At 60.2% G+C, this 20,802-nt stretch carries 32 protein-coding genes; all 32 read left to right on the forward strand.

The genetic code is table 11. The features are described 5' to 3' along the window. The first annotated feature begins 12 nt into the window (after window positions 1–12). The gene (gene fusA / locus IE166_RS03735) at window positions 13–2,103 is read left to right on the forward strand and encodes an elongation factor G (RefSeq protein ID WP_189501724.1); all 2,091 of its coding nucleotides are present in this window, start codon (window positions 13–15) and stop codon (window positions 2,101–2,103) included. A 66-nt stretch (window positions 2,104–2,169) separates the two neighbouring features. Then, the gene (tuf, locus tag IE166_RS03740) at window positions 2,170–3,345 is read left to right on the forward strand and encodes an elongation factor Tu (RefSeq protein ID WP_189501699.1); all 1,176 of its coding nucleotides are present in this window, start codon (window positions 2,170–2,172) and stop codon (window positions 3,343–3,345) included. Between the two features lie 63 nt (window positions 3,346–3,408). Continuing rightward, window positions 3,409–3,717 carry a 30S ribosomal protein S10 gene (gene rpsJ / locus IE166_RS03745; protein WP_007066362.1) on the forward strand — a complete coding sequence of 103 codons (309 nt, stop codon included), beginning with the start codon at window positions 3,409–3,411 and terminating at the stop codon, window positions 3,715–3,717. 106 nt (window positions 3,718–3,823) lie between these two features. Further along, on the forward strand, window positions 3,824–4,543 hold the full coding sequence (gene rplC, locus IE166_RS03750) for a 50S ribosomal protein L3 (RefSeq protein ID WP_189501725.1): 720 nt from the start codon (window positions 3,824–3,826) through the stop codon (window positions 4,541–4,543). Then, window positions 4,543–5,163, forward strand: coding sequence for a 50S ribosomal protein L4 (gene rplD / locus IE166_RS03755; RefSeq protein WP_189501727.1), 621 nt, complete (start codon window positions 4,543–4,545; stop codon window positions 5,161–5,163). The genes rplC and rplD overlap by 1 nt, the downstream gene beginning before the upstream one ends. Beyond that, on the forward strand, window positions 5,160–5,453 hold the full coding sequence (locus tag IE166_RS03760; protein WP_189501729.1) for a 50S ribosomal protein L23: 294 nt from the start codon (window positions 5,160–5,162) through the stop codon (window positions 5,451–5,453). The genes rplD and IE166_RS03760 overlap by 4 nt, the downstream gene beginning before the upstream one ends. Window positions 5,454–5,475: 22 nt before the next feature. Beyond that, the gene (rplB, locus tag IE166_RS03765) at window positions 5,476–6,309 is read left to right on the forward strand and encodes a 50S ribosomal protein L2 (protein ID WP_189501731.1); all 834 of its coding nucleotides are present in this window, start codon (window positions 5,476–5,478) and stop codon (window positions 6,307–6,309) included. Window positions 6,310–6,324: 15 nt separating this feature from the next. Further along, window positions 6,325–6,603 carry a 30S ribosomal protein S19 gene (gene rpsS, locus IE166_RS03770; protein ID WP_189501733.1) on the forward strand — a complete coding sequence of 93 codons (279 nt, stop codon included), beginning with the start codon at window positions 6,325–6,327 and terminating at the stop codon, window positions 6,601–6,603. Between the two features lie 2 nt (window positions 6,604–6,605). Next, complete coding sequence (rplV, locus tag IE166_RS03775; RefSeq protein WP_189501734.1) at window positions 6,606–6,995, forward strand: 50S ribosomal protein L22; 390 nt, start codon at window positions 6,606–6,608, stop codon at window positions 6,993–6,995. Continuing rightward, window positions 6,995–7,699, forward strand: a complete 705-nt coding sequence (gene rpsC, locus IE166_RS03780) for a 30S ribosomal protein S3 (RefSeq protein WP_189501737.1) — start codon at window positions 6,995–6,997, stop codon at window positions 7,697–7,699. Before rplV ends, rpsC begins: the two co-directional genes overlap by 1 nt. Window positions 7,700–7,733: 34 nt before the next feature. Continuing rightward, a complete protein-coding gene (rplP, locus tag IE166_RS03785; protein WP_189501739.1) occupies window positions 7,734–8,147 on the forward strand; it encodes a 50S ribosomal protein L16 in 414 nt (137 codons plus the stop codon). Between the two features lie 15 nt (window positions 8,148–8,162). Then, entirely contained in the window at window positions 8,163–8,363 is a 201-nt protein-coding gene (rpmC, locus tag IE166_RS03790; RefSeq protein WP_189501741.1) for a 50S ribosomal protein L29, read from the forward strand. Window positions 8,364–8,374: 11 nt separating this feature from the next. Next, window positions 8,375–8,617: a 30S ribosomal protein S17 gene (gene rpsQ / locus IE166_RS03795; protein WP_189501743.1), complete on the forward strand. Its 243-nt coding sequence runs from the start codon at window positions 8,375–8,377 to the stop codon at window positions 8,615–8,617. 68 nt (window positions 8,618–8,685) lie between these two features. Next, window positions 8,686–9,054 carry a 50S ribosomal protein L14 gene (rplN, locus tag IE166_RS03800; RefSeq protein WP_189501745.1) on the forward strand — a complete coding sequence of 123 codons (369 nt, stop codon included), beginning with the start codon at window positions 8,686–8,688 and terminating at the stop codon, window positions 9,052–9,054. A gap of 13 nt (window positions 9,055–9,067) precedes the next feature. Beyond that, complete coding sequence (gene rplX / locus IE166_RS03805) at window positions 9,068–9,379, forward strand: 50S ribosomal protein L24 (protein WP_189501747.1); 312 nt, start codon at window positions 9,068–9,070, stop codon at window positions 9,377–9,379. Then, window positions 9,372–9,929 (forward strand): 50S ribosomal protein L5, encoded by a 558-nt coding sequence (gene rplE, locus IE166_RS03810; RefSeq protein WP_189501749.1) that lies wholly within the window; start codon window positions 9,372–9,374, stop codon window positions 9,927–9,929. Before rplX ends, rplE begins: the two co-directional genes overlap by 8 nt. A 26-nt stretch (window positions 9,930–9,955) precedes the next feature. Continuing rightward, entirely contained in the window at window positions 9,956–10,261 is a 306-nt protein-coding gene (gene rpsN / locus IE166_RS03815; RefSeq protein WP_189501751.1) for a 30S ribosomal protein S14, read from the forward strand. A gap of 12 nt (window positions 10,262–10,273) precedes the next feature. Beyond that, window positions 10,274–10,672: a 30S ribosomal protein S8 gene (gene rpsH, locus IE166_RS03820; protein WP_189501753.1), complete on the forward strand. Its 399-nt coding sequence runs from the start codon at window positions 10,274–10,276 to the stop codon at window positions 10,670–10,672. A gap of 31 nt (window positions 10,673–10,703) precedes the next feature. Continuing rightward, window positions 10,704–11,237, forward strand: coding sequence for a 50S ribosomal protein L6 (gene rplF / locus IE166_RS03825; RefSeq protein WP_189501755.1), 534 nt, complete (start codon window positions 10,704–10,706; stop codon window positions 11,235–11,237). A gap of 12 nt (window positions 11,238–11,249) precedes the next feature. Beyond that, window positions 11,250–11,609, forward strand: a complete 360-nt coding sequence (rplR, locus tag IE166_RS03830) for a 50S ribosomal protein L18 (RefSeq protein WP_189501757.1) — start codon at window positions 11,250–11,252, stop codon at window positions 11,607–11,609. A gap of 84 nt (window positions 11,610–11,693) precedes the next feature. Beyond that, complete coding sequence (rpsE, locus tag IE166_RS03835) at window positions 11,694–12,263, forward strand: 30S ribosomal protein S5 (protein WP_189501759.1); 570 nt, start codon at window positions 11,694–11,696, stop codon at window positions 12,261–12,263. A gap of 11 nt (window positions 12,264–12,274) precedes the next feature. Next, complete coding sequence (rpmD, locus tag IE166_RS03840) at window positions 12,275–12,475, forward strand: 50S ribosomal protein L30 (protein WP_189501761.1); 201 nt, start codon at window positions 12,275–12,277, stop codon at window positions 12,473–12,475. A 17-nt stretch (window positions 12,476–12,492) separates the two neighbouring features. Beyond that, window positions 12,493–12,963 (forward strand): 50S ribosomal protein L15, encoded by a 471-nt coding sequence (gene rplO / locus IE166_RS03845; protein ID WP_189501763.1) that lies wholly within the window; start codon window positions 12,493–12,495, stop codon window positions 12,961–12,963. 162 nt (window positions 12,964–13,125) lie between these two features. After that, on the forward strand, window positions 13,126–14,466 hold the full coding sequence (secY, locus tag IE166_RS03850; protein WP_189501765.1) for a preprotein translocase subunit SecY: 1,341 nt from the start codon (window positions 13,126–13,128) through the stop codon (window positions 14,464–14,466). Then, window positions 14,463–15,053: an adenylate kinase gene (locus IE166_RS03855; protein WP_189501767.1), complete on the forward strand. Its 591-nt coding sequence runs from the start codon at window positions 14,463–14,465 to the stop codon at window positions 15,051–15,053. The genes secY and IE166_RS03855 overlap by 4 nt, the downstream gene beginning before the upstream one ends. A gap of 211 nt (window positions 15,054–15,264) precedes the next feature. Beyond that, on the forward strand, window positions 15,265–15,633 hold the full coding sequence (gene rpsM / locus IE166_RS03860) for a 30S ribosomal protein S13 (RefSeq protein ID WP_189501769.1): 369 nt from the start codon (window positions 15,265–15,267) through the stop codon (window positions 15,631–15,633). A gap of 96 nt (window positions 15,634–15,729) precedes the next feature. Continuing rightward, window positions 15,730–16,119, forward strand: coding sequence for a 30S ribosomal protein S11 (rpsK, locus tag IE166_RS03865; RefSeq protein WP_189501771.1), 390 nt, complete (start codon window positions 15,730–15,732; stop codon window positions 16,117–16,119). 107 nt (window positions 16,120–16,226) lie between these two features. Next, the gene (locus IE166_RS03870; RefSeq protein WP_189501772.1) at window positions 16,227–17,237 is read left to right on the forward strand and encodes a DNA-directed RNA polymerase subunit alpha; all 1,011 of its coding nucleotides are present in this window, start codon (window positions 16,227–16,229) and stop codon (window positions 17,235–17,237) included. A gap of 61 nt (window positions 17,238–17,298) precedes the next feature. After that, a complete protein-coding gene (gene rplQ, locus IE166_RS03875) occupies window positions 17,299–17,730 on the forward strand; it encodes a 50S ribosomal protein L17 (RefSeq protein ID WP_189501774.1) in 432 nt (143 codons plus the stop codon). Window positions 17,731–17,749: 19 nt separating this feature from the next. Next, window positions 17,750–17,878 carry a hypothetical protein gene (locus IE166_RS20780; protein ID WP_280514855.1) on the forward strand — a complete coding sequence of 43 codons (129 nt, stop codon included), beginning with the start codon at window positions 17,750–17,752 and terminating at the stop codon, window positions 17,876–17,878. Continuing rightward, window positions 17,868–19,370: a DegQ family serine endoprotease gene (locus IE166_RS03880; RefSeq protein WP_189501776.1), complete on the forward strand. Its 1,503-nt coding sequence runs from the start codon at window positions 17,868–17,870 to the stop codon at window positions 19,368–19,370. The genes IE166_RS20780 and IE166_RS03880 overlap by 11 nt, the downstream gene beginning before the upstream one ends. Continuing rightward, complete coding sequence (locus IE166_RS03885; protein WP_189501778.1) at window positions 19,370–20,686, forward strand: replication-associated recombination protein A; 1,317 nt, start codon at window positions 19,370–19,372, stop codon at window positions 20,684–20,686. Before IE166_RS03880 ends, IE166_RS03885 begins: the two co-directional genes overlap by 1 nt. The last annotated feature ends 116 nt before the right edge of the window (window positions 20,687–20,802 follow it).

The following is a 20,802-nucleotide window of genomic DNA, read 5'->3' on the forward strand; positions in this document are numbered from 1 at the left end:
AGAGGCATTCCTATGGCCCGCGAATATAAAATCGAAGACTATCGTAACTTCGGCATCATGGCTCACATCGATGCTGGCAAGACGACCACGACCGAACGCGTCCTCTACTACACCGGCAAGTCCCACAAGATCGGCGAAGTCCATGACGGCGCCGCTACGATGGACTGGATGGAGCAGGAGCAGGAGCGTGGCATCACGATCACGTCCGCTGCTACCACGACCTTCTGGAAGGGTCGCGATGGCAAGATGCGCCGCTTCAACATCATCGATACGCCCGGCCACGTCGACTTCACCATTGAAGTCGAGCGCTCGCTGCGCGTTCTCGACGGTGCGATCGCTCTTCTCGACGCCAATGCTGGTGTTGAGCCGCAGACCGAAACCGTTTGGCGCCAGGCAGACAAGTATCATGTTCCGCGCATGATCTTCTGCAACAAGATGGACAAGATCGGCGCTGATTTCTATCGCTCCTATGAGATGATCGCGACCCGTCTTGGTGCGCAGGCTGTTGCTATGCAGCTGCCGATCGGTGCCGAGAACGATTTTAAGGGCGTTGTCGATCTCATCGAGATGAACGCGCTGGTTTGGCGTGACGAGAGCCTGGGCGCTGCCTGGGACGTCGTTGAAATCCCGGCCGATCTGAAGGATCGCGCTGAGGAATACCGCGAGAAGTTGATCGAAGCCGCCGTCGAAATGGACGACGATGCGATGAACGACTATCTCGAGGGCAAGATGCCCGACAACGATAAGATCCGTGCGCTGATCCGCAAGGGTACGATCGCGGTCAAGTTCTTCCCGATGTTCTGTGGTTCCGCCTTCAAGAACAAGGGTGTCCAGCCGCTTCTGGACGCGGTCGTCGAGTTCCTTCCGTCACCGGCAGATGTGCCTGCGATCAAGGGCATCGACGCCAAGACCGAAGGTGAAATTGAGCGTCACGCTGACGATGAAGAGCCGCTGTCGATGCTGGCCTTCAAGATCATGAACGATCCTTTCGTTGGTTCGCTGACCTTTGCCCGCATCTACTCGGGCAAGCTGACTAAGGGTACGTCGCTCGAGAACACCGTGAAGGGCAAGCGCGAGCGCATCGGCCGTATGCTGCAGATGCACTCCAACTCTCGCGAAGACATCGAAGAAGCCTTTGCAGGCGACATCGTTGCTCTGGCTGGTCTCAAGGAAACCACCACGGGCGACACGCTTTGCGATCCCCTGAAGCCGGTTATCCTGGAGCGCATGGAATTCCCCGAGCCGGTCATCCAGATCGCGATCGAGCCTAAGACCAAGGGCGACCAGGAAAAGATGGGCCTCGCGCTCAACCGCCTGGCTGCTGAAGATCCTTCCTTCCGCGTCAAAACGGACGAAGAGTCGGGTCAGACCATCATTGCCGGCATGGGTGAACTTCACCTCGACATTCTCGTTGACCGCATGCGTCGCGAGTTCAAGGTCGAGGCGACTGTTGGTGCTCCTCAGGTTGCTTATCGTGAAACCATCACGCGCCGCACCGAGGAAGACTACACCCACAAGAAGCAGACCGGTGGTACGGGTCAGTTCGCTCGCGTGAAGCTGATCTTCGAGCCGAACCCGGAAGGCGAAGATTTCGTTTTCGAATCTAAGATCATCGGCGGTGCTATTCCCAAGGAATACATCCCCGGCGTTCAGAAGGGGATCGAGAGCGTTCTTTCCTCGGGTCCAGTTGCTGGCTTCCCGATGCTCGGCGTCAAGGCGACCCTGATCGACGGTGCATTCCACGACGTTGACTCCTCGGTTCTCGCGTTCGAAATTGCTTCGCGTGCTTGCTTCCGTGATGCTGCCAAAAAGGCTGGTGCACAGCTTCTCGAGCCGATCATGAAGGTCGAGGTTGTCACGCCGGAAGACTACGTCGGTAGCGTGATCGGCGACTTGAACAGCCGTCGTGGCCAGATCCAGGGCCAGGAAACGCGCGGTGTGGCCGTCGTCATCAATGCGATGGTTCCGCTGGCGAACATGTTCAAGTACGTCGACAACCTGCGCTCGATGAGCCAGGGACGTGCACAATACACGATGCTGTTCGACCACTATGAGCCGGTTCCGACCGCGGTCGCTCAGGAAATCCAGAAGAAATTCGCGTAAAGCCCGCGCGCTTACGCCGTCACCCATTGATGCCCCAGCGCGGGCAAGAAAGTTAGGAGAAGTCACATGGCTAAAGGTAAATTCGAGCGTAACAAGCCGCATGTGAACATTGGCACGATTGGTCACGTTGACCACGGCAAGACGTCGCTGACGGCCGCGATCACGAAGTACTTCGGTGAGTTCAAGGCGTATGACCAGATCGACGCTGCTCCTGAAGAAAAGGCACGCGGCATCACGATCTCGACGGCACACGTCGAATACGAGACGCCGAACCGCCACTATGCACACGTCGACTGCCCCGGCCACGCCGACTATGTGAAGAACATGATCACCGGTGCCGCGCAGATGGACGGCGCGATCCTGGTTGTGTCGGCTGCCGACGGCCCGATGCCGCAGACCCGCGAGCACATTCTGCTCGCCCGTCAGGTTGGCGTTCCTTCGATCGTTGTGTTCCTGAACAAGGTCGACCAGGTCGACGACGCCGAGCTGCTCGAGCTGGTTGAGCTGGAAGTGCGCGAGCTTCTGTCGAAGAACGAATTCCCGGGCGATGACATTCCGATCGTCAAGGGTTCGGCTCTGGCTGCTCTCGAGGACAGCAACAAGGAAATCGGCGAGAACGCCATCCGCAAGCTGATGGAAGAGGTCGACGCCTATATCCCGACGCCTGAGCGTCCGATTGACCAGCCGTTCCTGATGCCGATCGAAGACGTGTTCTCGATTTCGGGCCGCGGTACGGTTGTGACGGGTCGCGTCGAGCGCGGCATCATCAAGGTCGGCGAGACGGTTGAGATCGTCGGCATCCGCAACACCTCGTCCACGACGGTGACGGGCGTTGAAATGTTCCGCAAGCTGCTCGATCAGGGCCAGGCTGGCGACAACATCGGCGCGTTGGTTCGCGGCGTTGATCGTGAAGGCGTCGAGCGCGGCCAGGTTCTGGCCAAGCCGGGTTCGGTGAAGCCGCACAAGAAGTTCAAGGCAGAGGCCTACATCCTGACCAAGGAAGAGGGTGGCCGTCATACGCCGTTCTTCACGAACTACCGTCCGCAGTTCTACTTCCGCACGACGGACGTGACGGGCATCGTGTCGCTGGCCGAAGGCACCGAGATGGTGATGCCGGGCGACAACGTGACGGTCGACGTTGAACTGATCGTTCCGGTCGCCATGGAAGAAAAGCTGCGCTTCGCAATCCGCGAAGGCGGCCGCACCGTCGGCGCCGGCGTCGTCGTCGCTATCACCGAGTAATAGGCACGGGCTTTAGTCCCGCGGCAAACTGGCCGCGGGAGCTAAGCGCAAGGAAGTGACGCAATGAACGGACAAAATATCCGCATCCGCCTGAAAGCGTTCGACCATCGTGTACTCGACGCTTCCACGCGCGAGATCGTGTCGACGGCGAAGCGCACCGGTGCGAATGTACGTGGCCCAATCCCGCTGCCGACTCGCATCGAGAAGTTCACCGTGAACCGCTCGCCGCACATCGACAAGAAGAGCCGCGAACAGTTCGAGATGCGCACACACAAGCGTCTTCTCGACATCGTGGATCCCACCCCGCAGACGGTTGATGCGCTGATGAAGCTCGATCTCGCCGCCGGCGTGGATGTTGAGATCAAGCTTTAAGAGGCTTTCGCGACAGGTATGTGACGCCCTTTGCGGCTCCAGACCTGAGGAAGAACGAGAGGCGTGACGGCTGCGGCCGACAGCGAACTCTGAAGGAAACGAACCGATGCGTTCAGGTGTAATTGCACAGAAGTTGGGGATGACGCGCATCTACAACGATGCCGGCGAGCATGTGCCCGTGACGGTGCTCCGCATGGAGAACTGCCAGGTGGTCGCTCAGCGCACCCAGGAAAAGAACGGCTACACGGCGGTGCAGCTCGGCGTCGGCCTTGCGAAGGTGAAGAACACCTCCAAGGCTTTGCGCGGCCATTTTGCAACCGCTTCCGTTGAGCCGAAGGCCAAGGTCGCTGAGTTCCGGGTTACCCCTGAGAACCTGCTCGACATCGGTGCCGAGATCACGGTCGAACATTTCGTCGCCGGCCAGAAGGTCGACGTGACGGGAACCTCGATCGGTAAGGGCTTCCAGGGCGTTATCAAGCGTCACAACTTCGGTGGTGGCCGCGCCACCCACGGTAACTCGGTTTCTCACCGCGTTCACGGCTCGACTGGTCAGCGCCAGGATCCGGGCAAGGTGTTCAAGGGCAAGAAGATGGCCGGCCACATGGGCGACGTTCGCGTCACGACCCAGAACGTGGAAGTCGTTTCGACCGATACCGATCGTGGCCTGATCCTGATCCGCGGTGCGGTTCCGGGTTCCAAGGGTGCCTGGATCATGGTTCGCGATGCCGCCAAGGTTTCGCTGCCCGACAGCGCGCCGAAGCCGGCCGCCATCCGCGCCGCAGCTCAGGCTTCCAATGAAGCTCCGGCTACTGAAGGGGCCGAATAATGGATCTGACGGTCAAAACTCTTGCCGGCGGTGAAGCCGGCCAGCTCTCGCTCAACGAGGGCATCTTCGGACTGGAGCCGCGCGAAGACATCGTTGCTCGCGTTGTTCGTTGGCAGCTTGCCAAGCGCCAGCAGGGCACGCACCAGGCCAAGGGCCGTGCGGAGATCTCCCGCACCGGCGCCAAGATGTACAAGCAGAAGGGTACGGGCCGCGCTCGTCACTCCTCGGCTCGCGCGCCGCAGTTCCGCGGCGGTGGTAAGGCTCACGGCCCGGTTTCGCGCAGCCACGAGCATGATCTGCCGAAGAAGGTTCGCGCTCTCGGCTTGAAGCACGCGCTGTCGGCCAAGGCCAAGGCTTCCAACCTGATCGTGATCGACGATCTGGCTGTTCAGGACGCAAAGACCAAGGCGCTGATCGCGAACTTCGCTGGTCTCGGCCTCACCAATGCGCTGGTTATCGGCGGTGCTGAGCTCGACCAGAACTTCGCCCGGGCTGCCTCGAACATCCCGAACATCGACGTTCTGCCGATCCAGGGCATCAACGTCTACGACATCATGCGCCGCGGTACGCTCGTTCTTTCGAAGTCGGCCGTGGAAGCTCTCGAGGAACGCTTCAAATGACGGACCTGCGCCACTACGACGTGATCGTCAGCCCGGCGATCACCGAAAAGTCGACCATGGCTTCGGAGCAGAACCAGGTGGTCTTCAACGTCGCCAAGAAGGCGACCAAGCCTGAGATCAAGGCAGCGATTGAATCGCTGTTCGGCGTCAAGGTGACGGCAGTGAACACCCTGGTCCGCAAGGGCAAGGTGAAGCGCTTCCGCGGAACCATTGGCCGCCAGAGCGACGTCAAGAAGGCTGTTATCACCCTGGCCGACGGCGACACGATCGACGTTTCGACGGGTCTGTAAGTAGGCCGGAAGGACAAGAACAATGGCACTCAAGTCTTACAACCCGACGACGCCGAGCCAGCGCCAGCTGGTGATCGTCGATCGCTCGGGTCTTTACAAGGGCAAGCCTGTCAAGGCTCTGACCGAAGGTTTGACCAAGAGCGGCGGCCGCAACAACTACGGCCGCATCACCGCTCGTTTCATCGGTGGTGGTCACAAGCGCACTTACCGTCTGATCGACTTCAAGCGTCGCAAGTTCGACGTGTCGGGCACGGTTGAGCGTTTGGAATATGACCCGAACCGCACGGCGTTCATCGCACTCGTCAAGTATGACGACGGCGAACTGGCCTACATCCTGGCTCCGCAGCGTATTGCTGCCGGCGACAAGATCATTGCCGGCGCTTCGGTTGACGTGAAGCCAGGCAATGCAATGCCGCTGCAGGCGATGCCGGTCGGCACGATCATCCACAATGTGGAGCTGAAGCCGGGCAAGGGCGGTCAGATCGCTCGGTCCGCCGGTTCCTATGCCCAGCTGGTCGGTCGCGATCAGGGCATGGCGATCCTGCGTCTGAACTCTGGCGAACAGCGCATCGTGCACGGAACGTGCATGGCAACTGTTGGCGCCGTGTCCAATCCGGACCACGGCAACATCAATGACGGTAAGGCTGGTCGTACCGTTTGGCGTGGCAAGCGTCCGCACAATCGCGGCGTTGTCATGAATCCGGTTGATCACCCACATGGTGGTGGTGAAGGTCGTACGTCCGGTGGTCGCCATCCGGTGTCCCCATGGGGTAAGCCGACCAAGGGCAAGAAGACGCGGTCCAACAAGTCGACCGATAAGTTCATCATGCGCTCGCGCCACCAGCGCAAGAGCTAAGGTAGAGGTACGACAGTGACCCGTTCAGTCTGGAAAGGCCCGTTCATTGACGGCTATCTTCTCAAGAAGGCCGACAAGGTTCGTGAAGGCAGCCGCAACGAGGTGATCAAGATGTGGAGCCGTCGCTCCACGATCCTGCCGCAGTTCGTCGGCCTCACCTTCGGTGTTTACAACGGCCAGAAGCACATTCCGGTCTCCGTGTCGGAAGACATGGTTGGCCACAAGTTCGGCGAGTTCTCTCCGACCCGTACCTACTACGGTCACGGTGCGGACAAGAAGGCGAAGAGGAAATAACGATGGGCAAGGCCAAAGCTCCGCGCCGGCTTGCTGATAACGAGGCGCGCGCCGTTCTGCGCACCATCCGCATCAGCCCGCAAAAGCTGAATCTGGTTGCTGCGCTGATCCGCGGCAAGAAGGTGCAGGCTGCGCTTGCCGATCTCGAATTCTCGCAGAAGCGTATCGCCGGCACCGTCAAGAAGACGTTGGAATCGGCAATCGCCAATGCCGAGAACAACCATGATCTCGATGTCGACGCCCTGGTGGTTGCCGAGGCTTATGTCGGCAAGTCGATCGTGATGAAGCGTTTCCATACCCGTGGCCGCGGTCGTGCCAGCCGCATCGAAAAGCCGTTCGCGCACCTGACGATCGTGGTTCGCGAAAAGGAAGAGAAAGTGGAGGCCGCCTGATGGGCCAGAAAATCAACCCGATCGGTCTGCGCCTCGGCATCAACCGCACCTGGGATTCGCGCTGGTATGCGAACACCGGTGAATACGGTCAGCTGCTGCACGAAGACATCAAGATCCGCAAGTATCTGATGGCTGAGCTGAAGCAGGCCGCGATCTCCAAGGTTGTGATCGAGCGCCCGCACAAGAAGTGCCGCGTGACCATTCACGCTGCTCGTCCTGGCCTGATCATCGGCAAGAAGGGCGCGGACATCGAAAAGCTTCGCAAGAAGCTGATGGAGATGACCAAGTCCGAAACGCACCTCAACATCGTTGAAGTGCGCAAGCCGGAAACGGATGCCACGCTGGTTGCACAGTCGATCGCGCAGCAGCTCGAGCGTCGTATCGCTTTCCGTCGTGCCATGAAGCGTGCCGTGCAGTCGGCGATGCGTCTTGGTGCCGAAGGCATCCGCATCAACTGCGCGGGTCGTTTGGGCGGCGCGGAAATCGCTCGTATGGAATGGTACCGTGAAGGTCGCGTTCCGCTGCACACGCTGCGCGCCGATGTTGATTACGGCACGGCTGAAGCCCATACGGCTTACGGCATCTGCGGCGTAAAGGTCTGGGTCTTCAAGGGCGAGATCCTCGAGCATGATCCGATGGCTTCCGAGCGTCGCGCAAGCGAGGCTGAACAGCCATCGAGCAACCGCCGTCGCGAACACGCGTAAGCTGGTCGCTTTAGAGAATTTGGAGTAGAGAACAATGCTGCAGCCAAAGCGCACAAGGTTCCGCAAGCAGTTCAAGGGCCGCATTCATGGCCTGGCCAAGGGTGGTACCGACCTGAACTTCGGTGGCTTTGGCTTGAAGGCTTTGGAGCCGAATCGCGTCACCGCACGTGAGATCGAAGCGGCCCGCCGCGCGATCACTCGTGAGATGAAGCGTCAGGGTCGTGTCTGGATCCGTGTGTTCCCGGATCTTCCGGTGACCTCGAAGCCGACCGAAGTTCGTATGGGTAAAGGTAAGGGCGCTGTTGACTATTGGGCGTGCCGGGTTAAGCCGGGCCGCGTGATGTTCGAGATCGACGGCGTTCCGGAAGATATCGCACGTGAGGCGCTTCGCCTTGGTGCTGCCAAGCTTTCGGTTAAGACCCGCTTCATCCAGCGCATCGCAGAATAAGGAAGGGCGAGGATCATGAAGACCGCCGATGTCCGGGCGATGAGCCAGGACCAGATGAACGACACGCTGGCCGACCTCAAGAAGGAGCAGTTCAACCTGCGCTTCCAGAAGGCGACCGGTCAGATGGAAAAGACCGCGCGGGTCAAGCAGATCCGCCGCGACATCGCCCGGATCAAGACGATCGCCGCCGAGAAATCGGCTGGTCAGAAGGCATAAGGAAGAAAACCATGCCGAAGCGCGTCATGCAGGGCACTGTCGTTAGCGACAAGAACGAGAAGACCGTCGTCGTGAAGGTGGAGCGTCGCTTCACCCATCCGGTGATGAAGAAGACCGTCCGCTTGTCGAAGAAGTACAAGGCTCACGACGAAAACAACGCCCACAAGGTTGGCGATGTGGTTTTCATCCAGGAGTCGGCGCCGATCTCGCGCGACAAGCGCTGGGTGGTGATTGCGGCCGAAGAAGCCAACTAAGAAACGTTTTGACAAGCCGGGGAGGGTATTTGGCCTTCCCGTGAGAGAAAAGAAGAAGGCGGCCAGTCATGATTCAGATGCAGTCGAACCTCGACGTGGCGGATAATTCCGGTGCGCGTCGCGTTATGTGCATCAAGGTGCTGGGCGGCTCGAAGCGGAAGTACGCATCCGTCGGCGACATCATTGTCGTGTCGATCAAGGAAGCGATCCCGCGTGGCCGCGTGAAGAAGGGTGACGTGATGAAGGCCGTCGTGGTTCGCACCGCGAAGGAAATTCGTCGCGCTGACGGCAGCGCAATCCGGTTCGACAAGAACGCGGCTGTGCTGATCGACAACAAGAAAGAGCCGATTGGCACGCGTATCTTCGGACCGGTTCCGCGCGAATTGCGCTCGAAGAACCACATGAAGATCATCTCGCTCGCGCCAGAAGTGCTCTGAGGAGAACGGACCAATGAACAAGATCCGCAAAGGCGACAACGTCGTCGTTCTCTCGGGCAAGGACAAGGGTCGCAGCGGCGAAGTCCTTCAGGTCATGCCGAAGGACGATAAGGCTGTTGTTCGCGGCGTGAACATCGTGCGCAAGCACCAGAAGCAGACCCAATCGCAGGAAGGCGGCATCATCTCGAAAGAGGCGCCGATCCACCTGTCCAACATTGCGCTCGCCGATCCCAAGGACGGCAAGCCGACACGCGTCGGTTTCGACATTCGTGACGGCAAGAAGGTGCGCATCGCCAAGCGCTCGGGAGACGTCATCAATGGCTGAGCAGCAATACACGCCGCGTCTTAAGTCCGTTTACCAGGACAAGATCCGCGCGACGCTCCAGGAGCAGTTCAACTACGCCAACGAGATGCAGATCCCGCGCCTGGACAAGGTCGTGATCAACATGGGTGTTGGCGAAGCAACGGCAGACTCGAAGAAGCCTTCGGTTGCTGCCGAAGACCTCGGCATGATCGCTGGCCAGAAGGCAGTTGTGACCCGTGCGCGCACGTCGATCGCCGGCTTCAAGGTTCGTGAGAACATGCCGATTGGCGCTAAGGTCACGCTTCGCAAGGAGCGCATGTATGAGTTCGTCGACCGTCTGGTCACGATCGCTCTGCCGCGCGTCCGCGATTTCCGCGGACTGAATGCCAAGAGCTTCGATGGCCGTGGCAATTTTGCCATGGGCATCAAGGAACACATCGTGTTCCCCGAGATCAACTACGACAAGGTTGATCAGGTATGGGGAATGGACATCATCGTTTGTACGACTGCAAAGACGGATGAAGAAGCACGGGCTCTCCTGAAGGCCCTGAACTTCCCGTTTCGCCAGTAACGGCAGCGAGCAAAGGAAAATCTGAAATGGCAAAGACCAGCTCAGTCCAGAAAGACAAAAAGGTCCGCAAGACCGTGGCTCGTTTCGCTGCAAAGCGTAAGGAGCTGAAGGACATCGTGATGGATCAGGATCGTCCGATCGAGGAGCGTTTCCGTGCGCAGCTCAAGCTTGCCGCACTGCCGCGCAATTCATCGAAGGTTCGCATCCACAACCGTTGCGAAGTCACCGGCCGTCCGCACGCCTTCTACCGCAAGCTGCGCATGTCGCGTATTGCACTGCGCGATCTGGGTTCCGTGGGCGCGATCCCCGGCCTGGTCAAGTCGAGCTGGTAAGGAGAGACAGTTATGTCCATGACCGATCCTCTCGGCGATATGCTGACCCGCATCCGTAACGCACTTGGCCGTCGCAAGCTTACGGTTTCCACGCCGTCTTCGCGTCTGCGCCAGCGCGTTCTGGATGTTCTGAAGTCTGAAGGCTACATTCGCGATTACAGCGTTTCGGAATTCGAGAACGGCAAGGCCGAGATCGAAATCGAACTGAAGTACCACGAAGGTGCTCCGGTGATCCGCGAGATCAGCCGCGTGTCCAAGCCTGGCCGCCGCGTCTACGTTTCGATGAAGACGATCCCGCACGTGGCCAACGGCCTCGGCATCTCGATCCTGTCGACGCCGAAGGGCGTGATGGCCGATCACGAGGCGCGCGAGCAGAACGTCGGCGGCGAAATCCTCTGCCAGATCTTCTGATCGGCGGACAAGAACAACGAGGACAAGACCAATGTCTCGTATTGGCAAGAAACCGGTTCCGGTGCCCCAGGGCGTGACCGCCGACGTGAACGGCCAGACCGTCACGGCGAAGGGACCAAAGGGCGAGCTGAAGTTCGTCGTCAACGACGAAGTGCTCGTCAAGTCGGAAGGTGGCGAGATCTCGGTCCAGCCGCGCGACGAATCGAAGGACGCACGCTCCAAGTGGGGCATGTCGCGGACCCAGATCGTCAACATCCTGACGGGTGTAAAGGACGGCTTCGAGCGTCGTCTCGAGATCACGGGCGTTGGTTACCGCGCCACCATGCAGGGCAAGAACCTGCAGTTGGCTCTTGGCTTCAGCCACGACGTGGTTTACGAGACCCCGGCCGGAATCACCATTGCGACGCCGAAGCCGACGGAAATCGTCGTGACCGGTATCGACAAGCAGGTTGTCGGCCAGGTCGCTGCCGAAATTCGCGAGTATCGCGGCCCCGAGCCCTACAAGGGCAAGGGTGTTCGTTATGCTGGCGAGCGGATTGTCCGCAAGGAAGGCAAGAAGAAGTAAGGATCGCCGGTTATGGCTAACAAGGTTGCTCTTAAGAAGCGCGCCGCCCGCATCCGTCGCCAGATCAAGGCGGTTGCCGGTGACCGTCCGCGCCTGTCCGTTCATCGCTCGTCGAAGAACATCTACGCTCAGATCATCGACGACGCCAACGGCCACACGCTGGCTGCTGCATCGACGCTCGAAGGCGATCTCAAGGGATCGCTGAAGACGGGCGCTGACACGGCTGCTGCTGCTGCCGTCGGCAAGCTCGTTGCAGAGCGTGCTGCCCAGGCTGGTGTGACGCGGGTCGTGTTCGACCGCGGCGCCTACATCTTCCACGGCCGCGTCAAGGCCTTGGCAGATGCTGCCCGCGAAGGCGGTCTCAGCTTCTAATCTCAGTTTTTCACCCCGGCCTACGCTTTGTCGTAGGCCGGATTTTTTGCAGCTGTGCTTCCGGAAAAAAACAAGGAACAGGATATGGCACAAGAACGTCGGGAAGGCGGCCGCGATCGTGGCCGTGACCGCGAAGAGCGTGATGACGGTTTCGTCGACAAGCTCGTACACATCAACCGCGTCGCGAAGGTCGTGAAGGGTGGTCGCCGTTTCGGCTTCGCCGCTCTCGTGGTCGTTGGCGACCAGAAGGGCCGCGTTGGCTTTGGCCACGGCAAGGCACGCGAAGTGCCGGAAGCGATCCGCAAGGCAACTGAAGCTGCCAAGCGCGATCTGATCTTCGTGCCGCTGCGTTCGGGCCGTACGCTCCACCACGACGTGGAAGGCCGCCATGGTGCTGGCCGCGTTCTCCTGCGCGCCGCCAAGGCTGGTACCGGCATCATCGCCGGCGGTCCAATGCGCGCCGTGTTCGAGACGCTTGGCATGCACGACGTCGTCGCCAAGTCGATGGGTTCGTCCAACCCGTACAACATGGTTCGCGCCACGTTCGACGCGTTGAAGAGCCAGGTTCATCCGAAGGACGTTGCTGCTGCTCGCGGCATCAAGTTCTCGGCCTTGCAGGCGCGTCGCGGCTCGGCCGTGACCGTTGACGAATAAGGAGCGGGATCATGGCGACCAACGAAAGCGGTAAGACGCTTGTTGTCGAGCAGATCGGCAGCCCCATTCGCCGTCCGAAGGAACAGCGCGCAACGCTGATCGGTCTCGGACTGAACAAGATGCATCGCCGCAGCACGCTGCAGGATACGCCTTCCGTGCGTGGCATGATCGCCCGCGTTCAACATCTCGTCCGCGTTGTGGACGAGGCCTGAGCGCCAGGAGAGGTCACATGAAACTGAACGAGATCAAGGACAACGAGGGCTCGACGCATTCGCGTAAGCGCCTCGGTCGCGGTATCGGCTCGGGCACTGGCAAGACCGGTGGCCGCGGCGTGAAGGGCCAGAAGGCCCGTTCCGGCGTTGCCATCAACGGCTTCGAAGGCGGTCAGATGCCTTTGTACCGTCGCCTTCCGAAGCGCGGCTTCAACAACCTGTTTGCCAAGAGCTACAACACTGTATCGCTCGGCCGCATCCAGGCTGCTGTTGATGCCGGCAAGCTTTCGGCTGACGAGACGGTCACCGGCGAAGCGCTCATCAAGGCTGGCGTGATTCGCCGCGCCAAGGATGGCGTTCGCGTTCTGAGCGACGGTGAGCTGACGTCGAAGCTTTCCTTCGATGTTGCCGGCGCCAGCCAGTCGGCCCGCGAGAAGATCGAAAAGGCCGGTGGCTCGCTGAAGCTTCCGGAAGCAGCCGCCGAGTAAGCGACAAGAGGTCACTGATCCACGCATCAACTTGGATCAGGCCTTGCTTGCATCTTTTCCTGCCGGAGCCTATCTCGGGACTTCGGCAACACGCGGCGCCCGCTCTGTCGGGCGCCTTGTTGCGTAAGGAAGCGCCTTTCAGGCGTCAGCGGAGTTTTCCCCATGGCATCTGCCGCAGAGCAGCTCGCATCCAATCTGAATTTCGCTGCCTTTGCCAAGGCCGAGGATCTGAAGCGCCGAATCTGGTTCACCATTGGCGCGCTGCTTGTTTATCGCCTCGGAACGTATATCCCGATGCCGGGCATCAACCCGACAGCCTTCGCGCAGGCGTTCCAGCAGCAGTCGGGCGGCGTGCTGGGCATGTTCAACATGTTTGCTGGCGGCGCCGTCGAGCGCATGGCGATTTTTGCTCTCGGCATCATGCCGTATATTTCCGCCTCCATCATCGTGCAGCTCATGACCTCGGTCATTCCGAGCCTTGAAGCGCTGAAGAAGGAAGGCGAGCAGGGCCGCAAGGTCATAAATCAATATACCCGCTACGGCACCGTGCTTCTGGCAACCGTCCAGGCATATGGCATTGCTGTTGGTCTTGAGGGCGGCGCCAACCTGGTGGCTGATCCCGGTTGGTTCTTCCGCGTGTCCACCGTCATCACGCTTCTCGGCGGCACCATGTTCCTGATGTGGCTGGGCGAGCAGATTACCGCGCGCGGCATCGGCAATGGTATTTCGCTGATCATCTTTGCCGGTATCGTGGCCGGTTTGCCCCGTGCATTGAGCGGTACGCTGGAACTCGGACGCACGGGCGCTCTGTCGACCGGACTGATTCTGGCGATCCTGGTTCTGGCCGTCGTAGTGATTGCTGTGATCGTGTTCTTTGAGCGCGCCCAGCGTCGCTTACTGATCCAGTATCCGAAGCGCCAGGTCGGCAATCGCATGTTCCAGGGCGACACTTCGCATCTGCCGCTCAAGCTGAACACCGCGGGCGTCATTCCTCCGATCTTCGCGTCGTCCCTGTTGCTCCTGCCGGCAACAGCTGCCGGCTTCACGGACACTACAAAGCTGCCGTCCTGGGCAAGCAGTGTCTTGGCCGCCCTCGGACATGGTCAGCCGCTCTACATGCTGGCCTATGCCTCGCTGATCATCTTCTTCTGTTTCTTTTATACGGCGATCGTCTTCAATCCGAAGGACACCGCCGACCAGCTGAAGAAGCATTCCGGCTTCATTCCGGGCTACCGTCCGGGTGAACGGACTGCCGATTATATCGACTATGTGCTGACTCGCATTACGGTCGTCGGCGCGATTTACATCATGTTGGTCTGCCTTCTGCCGGAGTTCTTGATCTCGGCGACCGGCGTGCCGTTCTACCTTGGTGGTACGTCGCTGCTGATCGTGGTGAGCGTTACGCTCGACACGGTTGCTCAGATCCAGGGCCACTTGATCGCTCATCAATATGAGGGTCTGATCAAGAAGTCGAAGCTGCGTGGAGGGAAGAGGGGACGATGAGGCTGATTCTGCTTGGGCCGCCGGGGGCGGGTAAAGGCACGCAAGCGCAGCGATTGGTTGAACGTCATGGCATTCCGCAGCTTTCCACGGGGGACATGCTGCGGGCTGCTGTGAAGGCAGAATCGGACATCGGCCTGAAGGCTAAGTCCGTGATGGATGCAGGCCAGCTCGTATCGGATGAGATCGTCAACCAGATCGTGTCCGAGCGGGTCGATCAGGCGGATTGCGCGAACGGTTTCATCCTCGACGGTTACCCGCGTACGGTTCCTCAGGCGCAGGCCCTGAACGACATTCTGGAAGGCAAAGACCTCGCACTCGATGCCGTCATCGAGCTTAAGGTCGATGAAACGGCCTTGATGAAGCGTATCGAAAAGCGGGTTGCCGACACAAAGGCAGCTGGCGGAACGGTTCGGGCCGACGACAACGCCGAATCGTTCGGCAAACGTTTGGAAGAATACCGCGCCAAGACAGCGCCTTTGTCAGCCTACTACGAAAAGACCGGCCAGCTTCGGGTCATCGACGGGATGGCCGAGATGGATGCGGTAACGGCTGAGATTGAGCAGATCGTAGGGCCTGCAAAGCATTAACGGAGCTTAAGGCCGGGGACGTGCCTGGAGTTGACGCGGCGCTCATAGAAGACTATAGCGGCGCGTCTCCATTTATTCAGTGGGTTGATGAGCGGTGCGGCATGGATGCCGTTCGCCTCGACCTGTTTTGGAAGACCTCGCAAGGGCCGGCCTCCACCGGACGCGGGATAACAACAATGCCGGAATGTCCGGCTCACATGGAGTGACCATCATGGCACGTATTGCCGGCGTTAATATCCCGACCAACAAGCGCGTTGTTATTGCGCTTCAGTACATTCACGGCATTGGCAAGCACTTTGCCCAGGAGATCGTCGAGAAGGTCGGCATTCCTGCCGAGCGTCGCGTGAACCAGCTGACCGACGCTGAAGTTCTGCAGATCCGCGAAGCGATCGACCACGACTACCAGGTCGAGGGTGATCTGCGTCGCGAAACCTCGATGAACATCAAGCGCCTGATGGATCTCGGTTCCTATCGCGGCCTGCGTCATCGCCGTTCGCTGCCGGTTCGCGGCCAGCGCACGCACACCAATGCCCGCACCCGCAAGGGTCCTGCCAAGGCTATCGCCGGCAAGAAGAAGTAATTGGAGAGGCGGCTGTGGGTTTGTCCCGCGGCCGCGTCTTTCAAGGTGGAGCCGCTGGTATTACGGCGGCGTAGAGATCAATAAGAAAGGACTACCATGGCTAAGGAAGCCGGTCGCATTCGCCGTCGCGAACGCAAGAACATCTCCTCGGGCGTTGCCCACGTCAATTCGACCTTCAACAACACGATGGTGACGATCACCGACGCGCAGGGCAACGCGATTGCCTGGTCGTCGGCTGGTGCGCAGGGCTTCAAGGGCTCGCGCAAGTCCACCCCGTTCGCTGCCCAGATGGCCGCCGAAGATTGCGCAAAGAAGGCGCAGGAACACGGCATGCGTACGCTGGAAGTTGAAGTGTCCGGTCCGGGTTCGGGTCGTGAATCCGCTCTGCGCGCTTTGCAGGCTGCTGGTTTCACTATTACCTCGATTCGCGACGTGACGCCGATCCCGCACAATGGCTGCCGCCCGCGCAAGAAGCGCCGCGTCTAAGCCGCACAGATCGATCCGCGAATGCGCCGGGCCAAAGCCTGGCGCTTCGTAGTTTCCGAACCGATGATTGCCACGATTGGATGGTGGCAACGAGGAAGGACCAATCAATGATCCAGAAGAACTGGCAAGAACTGATCAAGCCGAACAAGGTGGAGTTCTCGTCGAAGAACAAGACCCTGACGACGCTTGTTGCCGAGCCGCTCGAGCGCGGTTTCGGTTTGACGCTGGGCAACGCCCTGCGTCGTGTTCTCTTGTCGTCGCTGCGCGGCGCGGCTGTGACCGCAGTGCAGATCGACGGCGTGCTGCATGAATTCTCGTCGATCCCCGGTGTTCGCGAAGATGTCACCGACATCGTCCTGAACATCAAGGAGATCGCGATCCGCATGGAAGGCGATGGCCCCAAGCGCATGGTTGTGCGCAAGTCGGGACCGGGTACGGTCACGGCGGGCGACATACAGACGGTGGGCGATGTCGAGATCCTGAACCCCGATCACGCGATCTGCACGCTCGACGAGGGCGCCGAGATCCGCATGGAGTTCACGGTTGACACCGGCAAGGGCTACGTTCCTGCCGATCGCAACCGCGCCGAAGACGCTCCGATCGGCTTGATCCCGGTCGACAGCCTGTACTCGCCTGTGAAGAAGGTGTCGTACAAGGTCGAGAACACGCGTCACGGCGAAGAGCTCGACAAGGACAAGCTCACCATGTCGATAGAAACCAATGGTTCGATCACCGGTGAAGATGCCGTCGCTTTCGCAGCCCGCATCCTGCAGGACCAGCTCGGCCTGTTCGTCAACTTCGACGAGCCGCAGAAGGAGCAGGTTTCCGAGCAGGTCACCGAGCTCGCTTTCAACCCGTCGCTTCTCAAGAAGGTCGACGAGCTGGAACTGTCGGTGCGTTCGGCGAACTGCCTGAAGAACGACAACATCGTCTACATCGGCGACCTCATCCAGAAGTCGGAAGCAGAAATGCTGCGCACTCCGAATTTCGGCCGCAAGTCGCTCAACGAGATCAAGGAAGTGCTCGCCGCCATGGGCCTGCATCTCGGCATGGAAGTGCCGGATTGGCCGCCGGAGAACATCGAAGACCTCGCCAAGCGTTACGAAGACCAGTATTAAGACCAACATCAGCCCAGGGAGCGCGACGCGCTTCCGGCTTCAACCCTAAAGGAGATTAGCCATGCGTCATGGACGTGCCCATCGCCGGCTCAATCGGACCCACAGCCACCGCAAGGCGCTGTTCACCAACATGGCAGCCTCGCTGATCGAACACGAGCAGATCGTGACGACCCTGCCCAAGGCCAAGGAACTTCGCCCGATCGTGGAGAAGCTCGTGACGCTGGGCAAGCGTGGTGACCTGCATGCGCGCCGCCAGGCAATTGCCGCCATTGGCAGCGAGACCATGGCCAAACGCTTGTTCGACACGATCGCTCCGCGCTACGCTACCCGCAACGGCGGCTACCTGCGCATCATGAAGGCCGGTTTCCGTCATGGCGACAATGCCGCAATGGCCGTAATCGAGTTCGTTGATCGCGACGTGTCGGCCAAGGGCGCTGCTGACCGTGCACGCCACGAAGCAGAACTGGCCGAGCAGGACAACGAAGCCGCTTGATCGGCATCGAACTGCAGACATGAAAAAGGAGCCGAAAGGCTCCTTTTTTGTTTCCGGCGCTTCGATCGCTGCCGTTGATCCTGGCATCGTCAGCGTGATGGCTTACATAGGTCGTGCTGTTTTCGAGGAGTCGGTTCATGGATTTTAAACCGCGTTCGGTGCTGGTTGTTTCCGCGCTTATGGCGGGTCTGGGTCTCAGCTCGCTCGCGCTCGCGCAGGAAGAGCAAACCGGATTTCGCTCGCTCTTAGGCGACTTGATCGGCGGGGGCGAGCAGGCGGAAAAACCTGCACCTGCGCCTGAAACCGCACCGTCAGAACCGCAGCGCCGTGTGCCTTTCGGGCGCGACGAGATCCAGCTGTCTTACGCGCCCCTCGTGCAACGGACGGCGCCGGCCGTCGTCAACGTTTATGCCTCTCGTCAGGCTCGTGGCGTGCCTTCGCCTTTCGCCGGTGATCCCTTCTTCGAGCAGTTCTTCGGCCGGCAGTTGCCGCCACGCGCACAGTCAGCACTCGGTTCCGGTGTGATCGTCGATGCCGACGGCCTGATCGTCACCAACAACCACGTCATCAAGGATGCCGACGAGATTAAGGTCGCGCTTGCCGACGGTCGCGAGTTCGAAAGCAAGATCCTGCTGAAGGACGAATCGCTTGATCTTGCTGTGCTGAAGATCGAGGGCGCGGAAGCGTTCCCGACGATCTCCGTCGGCAACTCCGAGGCGCTGGAAGTCGGCGATCTCGTTCTGGCGATTGGCAATCCGTTTGGCGTCGGCCAGACCACCACCAGCGGCATTGTGTCGGCCTTGGCGCGCACGCATATCGGCGTCAGCGATTTCGGTTTCTTCGTCCAGACGGATGCCGCGATCAATCCGGGCAATTCCGGCGGTGCCCTGATCGACATGCGCGGCAATCTGATCGGCATCAATACCGCCATCTACAGCCGCTCAGGTGGCTCCATCGGCATCGGCTTCGCCATCCCCTCCAACATCGTGAAAGCCGTCGTCGCGTCCGCCAAGGCCGGCAACGATTATTTCGAGCGTCCATTTATCGGCGCCACCTTCGATCCGGTGACGGCCGCGGTAGCGGAAGCGCTCGGCATGCCGCGCCCGGTTGGTGCCCTCGTGTCCAATGTTTATGATGATGGCCCTGCCGATAAGGCCGGCTTGCGACCGGGCGACGTCGTGGTGGCAATGAACGGTGCTTCAATCGACAGCCCTGATGGCCTTGGCTACCGCTTGGCCACGCTCGACATCGGCGCTCAGGCCACGGTTAACGTGCTGCGCAGCGGCAAGGAAGTCACCGTGTCTGTGACGCTCGAACGCGCGCCGGAAAGCGAAGCGGGCGAGGTCGACATCAAGGGCGATAGCCCATTGTCAGGCGCAAAGATCGCCGAACTGTCGCCGCGACTGGCGCAGCGTCTGAACCTTCCGATCACCAGCACAGGCGTGATCATCCTCGATGTGGCGCAGCGTTCACCCGCCGCGCAGGTCGGTTTCCGCCGCAACGACATCGTGCGCGAACTGAATGGTGAGCCCGTCACCAAGGCCGCCGATCTTGTTGCCTTGACGGAAGAGGGCGGCAGCCGGTGGCGCATCACCATCGAGCGCGACGGTCGCTTAATCCAACAAACGTTGCGCTACTGATGGCGGACCTGTTCGGCGGCAGCAACGATTCGAAGCCCGGAAAGGCGGAAGCCGCGCGGCCGCTGGCAGATCGCATGCGGCCGCAAACTCTAGCCGAGGTGGTGGGGCAGGAGCACATCACCGGCGAGGATGGCGTGCTCACCCGCATGATCGCCTCCGGCACGCTCGGCTCCATGATCTTCTGGGGTCCCCCCGGAACCGGAAAAACCACGGTCGCGCGGCTGCTGGCCAACCAGACCAACTTCGCCTTCGAGCAGATTTCTGCGGTCTTCTCCGGTGTTGCCGATTTGAAGAAGGCGTTCGATGCCGCGCGCCTGCGCCGAAGCAATGGACGTCAGACACTTCTCTTCGTCGATGAAATCCACCGTTTCAACAGGGCGCAGCAGGATTCATTTCTGCCGGTGATGGAAGACGGCACGGTCGTGTTGATCGGCGCTACAACCGAGAACCCGTCATTCGAGCTCAACGCCGCGCTTCTGTCCCGCGCCCGCGTGCTCACCTTCAAGGCCCATACCGAAGACAGCATCGGCAAACTGCTGGATCGCGCCGAAAGCCTGGAAGCCCGACCGCTGCCGGTGGATGATGAAGCGCGCGCCATGTTGGTGCGCATGGCCGATGGTGACGGACGTGCGTCGCTGACCCTGGCGGAGGAGGTCTGGCGCGCCGCCAAGCCAGGCGAAGTGTTTGATCCCGAAGGCTTGGTCCGCATCGTCCAGCGTCGCGCGCCGGTTTACGACAAGAGCCAGGACGGCCACTACAATCTGATCTCGGCGCTGCACAAGTCGGTGCGCGGTTCGGATCCGGATGCCGCGCTTTATTACCTCTGCCGCATGTTCGATGCCGGCGAAAACCCGCTTTATATCGGCCGCCGGCTTGTTCGAATGGCGGTCGAGGACATCGGCTTGGCCGATCCGCAGGCGCTTGTCATCACCAACGCCGCCAAGGATGCCTACGACTATCTCGGCTCGCCTGAAGGTGAGTTGGCCCTTGCACAGGCCTGCGTGTATCTCGCGACCGCGCCCAAATCGAACGCGGTTTATACCGCATTTAAGGGAGCCATGCGGACGGCCAAGGAAAATGGCTCCCTGATGCCGCCCAAGCTCATCCTCAACGGATCGACCAAGCTTATGAAGCAGGAAAATTATGGCGATGGCTATGCCTATGACCATGATCAGCCTGACGCGTTTTCCGGCCAGGACTATTTTCCGGATCGGCTAGGGCGCCAGACCTTCTACGAGCCAGTGGACCGGGGCTTCGAGCGGGAAATCCGCAAGCGCCTGGATTACTGGGAAAAGCTGCGGAAAGCGCGGCAATGACAAGCGCGCGGTTGTTATTCGGGCCGCAGGTGGTAATGAAAGCGGACTGCCCTTGCCGATGGCATCAGCACGTAAGCGTTAACGTCACTCAACGCGCATGACCGAACTTGCTTCGG

The organism is Tianweitania populi (genome assembly GCF_014652875.1).
In the GTDB taxonomy this organism is placed as follows: domain Bacteria; phylum Pseudomonadota; class Alphaproteobacteria; order Rhizobiales; family Rhizobiaceae; genus Tianweitania; species Tianweitania populi.

Coding starts and splice junctions, on each gene's coding strand:
- tuf (WP_189501699.1), top strand. CDS start 2,170: ATGGCTAAAGGTAAATTCGAGCGTAACAAGCCGCATGTGAACATTGGC.
- rplN (WP_189501745.1), top strand. CDS start 8,686: ATGATTCAGATGCAGTCGAACCTCGACGTGGCGGATAATTCCGGTGCG.
- rplD (WP_189501727.1), top strand. CDS start 4,543: ATGGATCTGACGGTCAAAACTCTTGCCGGCGGTGAAGCCGGCCAGCTC.
- rplO (WP_189501763.1), top strand. CDS start 12,493: ATGAAACTGAACGAGATCAAGGACAACGAGGGCTCGACGCATTCGCGT.
- rplE (WP_189501749.1), top strand. CDS start 9,372: ATGGCTGAGCAGCAATACACGCCGCGTCTTAAGTCCGTTTACCAGGAC.
- rpsM (WP_189501769.1), top strand. CDS start 15,265: ATGGCACGTATTGCCGGCGTTAATATCCCGACCAACAAGCGCGTTGTT.
- rpsN (WP_189501751.1), top strand. CDS start 9,956: ATGGCAAAGACCAGCTCAGTCCAGAAAGACAAAAAGGTCCGCAAGACC.
- rpmC (WP_189501741.1), top strand. CDS start 8,163: ATGAAGACCGCCGATGTCCGGGCGATGAGCCAGGACCAGATGAACGAC.
- rplV (WP_189501734.1), top strand. CDS start 6,606: ATGGGCAAGGCCAAAGCTCCGCGCCGGCTTGCTGATAACGAGGCGCGC.
- rplR (WP_189501757.1), top strand. CDS start 11,250: ATGGCTAACAAGGTTGCTCTTAAGAAGCGCGCCGCCCGCATCCGTCGC.
- IE166_RS03870 (WP_189501772.1), top strand. CDS start 16,227: ATGATCCAGAAGAACTGGCAAGAACTGATCAAGCCGAACAAGGTGGAG.
- rplB (WP_189501731.1), top strand. CDS start 5,476: ATGGCACTCAAGTCTTACAACCCGACGACGCCGAGCCAGCGCCAGCTG.
- IE166_RS03760 (WP_189501729.1), top strand. CDS start 5,160: ATGACGGACCTGCGCCACTACGACGTGATCGTCAGCCCGGCGATCACC.
- IE166_RS03885 (WP_189501778.1), top strand. CDS start 19,370: ATGGCGGACCTGTTCGGCGGCAGCAACGATTCGAAGCCCGGAAAGGCG.
- rpsK (WP_189501771.1), top strand. CDS start 15,730: ATGGCTAAGGAAGCCGGTCGCATTCGCCGTCGCGAACGCAAGAACATC.
- rpmD (WP_189501761.1), top strand. CDS start 12,275: ATGGCGACCAACGAAAGCGGTAAGACGCTTGTTGTCGAGCAGATCGGC.
- rpsQ (WP_189501743.1), top strand. CDS start 8,375: ATGCCGAAGCGCGTCATGCAGGGCACTGTCGTTAGCGACAAGAACGAG.
- rplP (WP_189501739.1), top strand. CDS start 7,734: ATGCTGCAGCCAAAGCGCACAAGGTTCCGCAAGCAGTTCAAGGGCCGC.
- rplX (WP_189501747.1), top strand. CDS start 9,068: ATGAACAAGATCCGCAAAGGCGACAACGTCGTCGTTCTCTCGGGCAAG.
- rpsH (WP_189501753.1), top strand. CDS start 10,274: ATGTCCATGACCGATCCTCTCGGCGATATGCTGACCCGCATCCGTAAC.
- rpsC (WP_189501737.1), top strand. CDS start 6,995: ATGGGCCAGAAAATCAACCCGATCGGTCTGCGCCTCGGCATCAACCGC.
- rplQ (WP_189501774.1), top strand. CDS start 17,299: ATGCGTCATGGACGTGCCCATCGCCGGCTCAATCGGACCCACAGCCAC.
- IE166_RS20780 (WP_280514855.1), top strand. CDS start 17,750: ATGAAAAAGGAGCCGAAAGGCTCCTTTTTTGTTTCCGGCGCTTCGATC.
- secY (WP_189501765.1), top strand. CDS start 13,126: ATGGCATCTGCCGCAGAGCAGCTCGCATCCAATCTGAATTTCGCTGCC.
- IE166_RS03880 (WP_189501776.1), top strand. CDS start 17,868: ATGGATTTTAAACCGCGTTCGGTGCTGGTTGTTTCCGCGCTTATGGCG.
- rpsE (WP_189501759.1), top strand. CDS start 11,694: ATGGCACAAGAACGTCGGGAAGGCGGCCGCGATCGTGGCCGTGACCGC.
- rplF (WP_189501755.1), top strand. CDS start 10,704: ATGTCTCGTATTGGCAAGAAACCGGTTCCGGTGCCCCAGGGCGTGACC.
- rpsJ (WP_007066362.1), top strand. CDS start 3,409: ATGAACGGACAAAATATCCGCATCCGCCTGAAAGCGTTCGACCATCGT.
- rplC (WP_189501725.1), top strand. CDS start 3,824: ATGCGTTCAGGTGTAATTGCACAGAAGTTGGGGATGACGCGCATCTAC.
- fusA (WP_189501724.1), top strand. CDS start 13: ATGGCCCGCGAATATAAAATCGAAGACTATCGTAACTTCGGCATCATG.
- IE166_RS03855 (WP_189501767.1), top strand. CDS start 14,463: ATGAGGCTGATTCTGCTTGGGCCGCCGGGGGCGGGTAAAGGCACGCAA.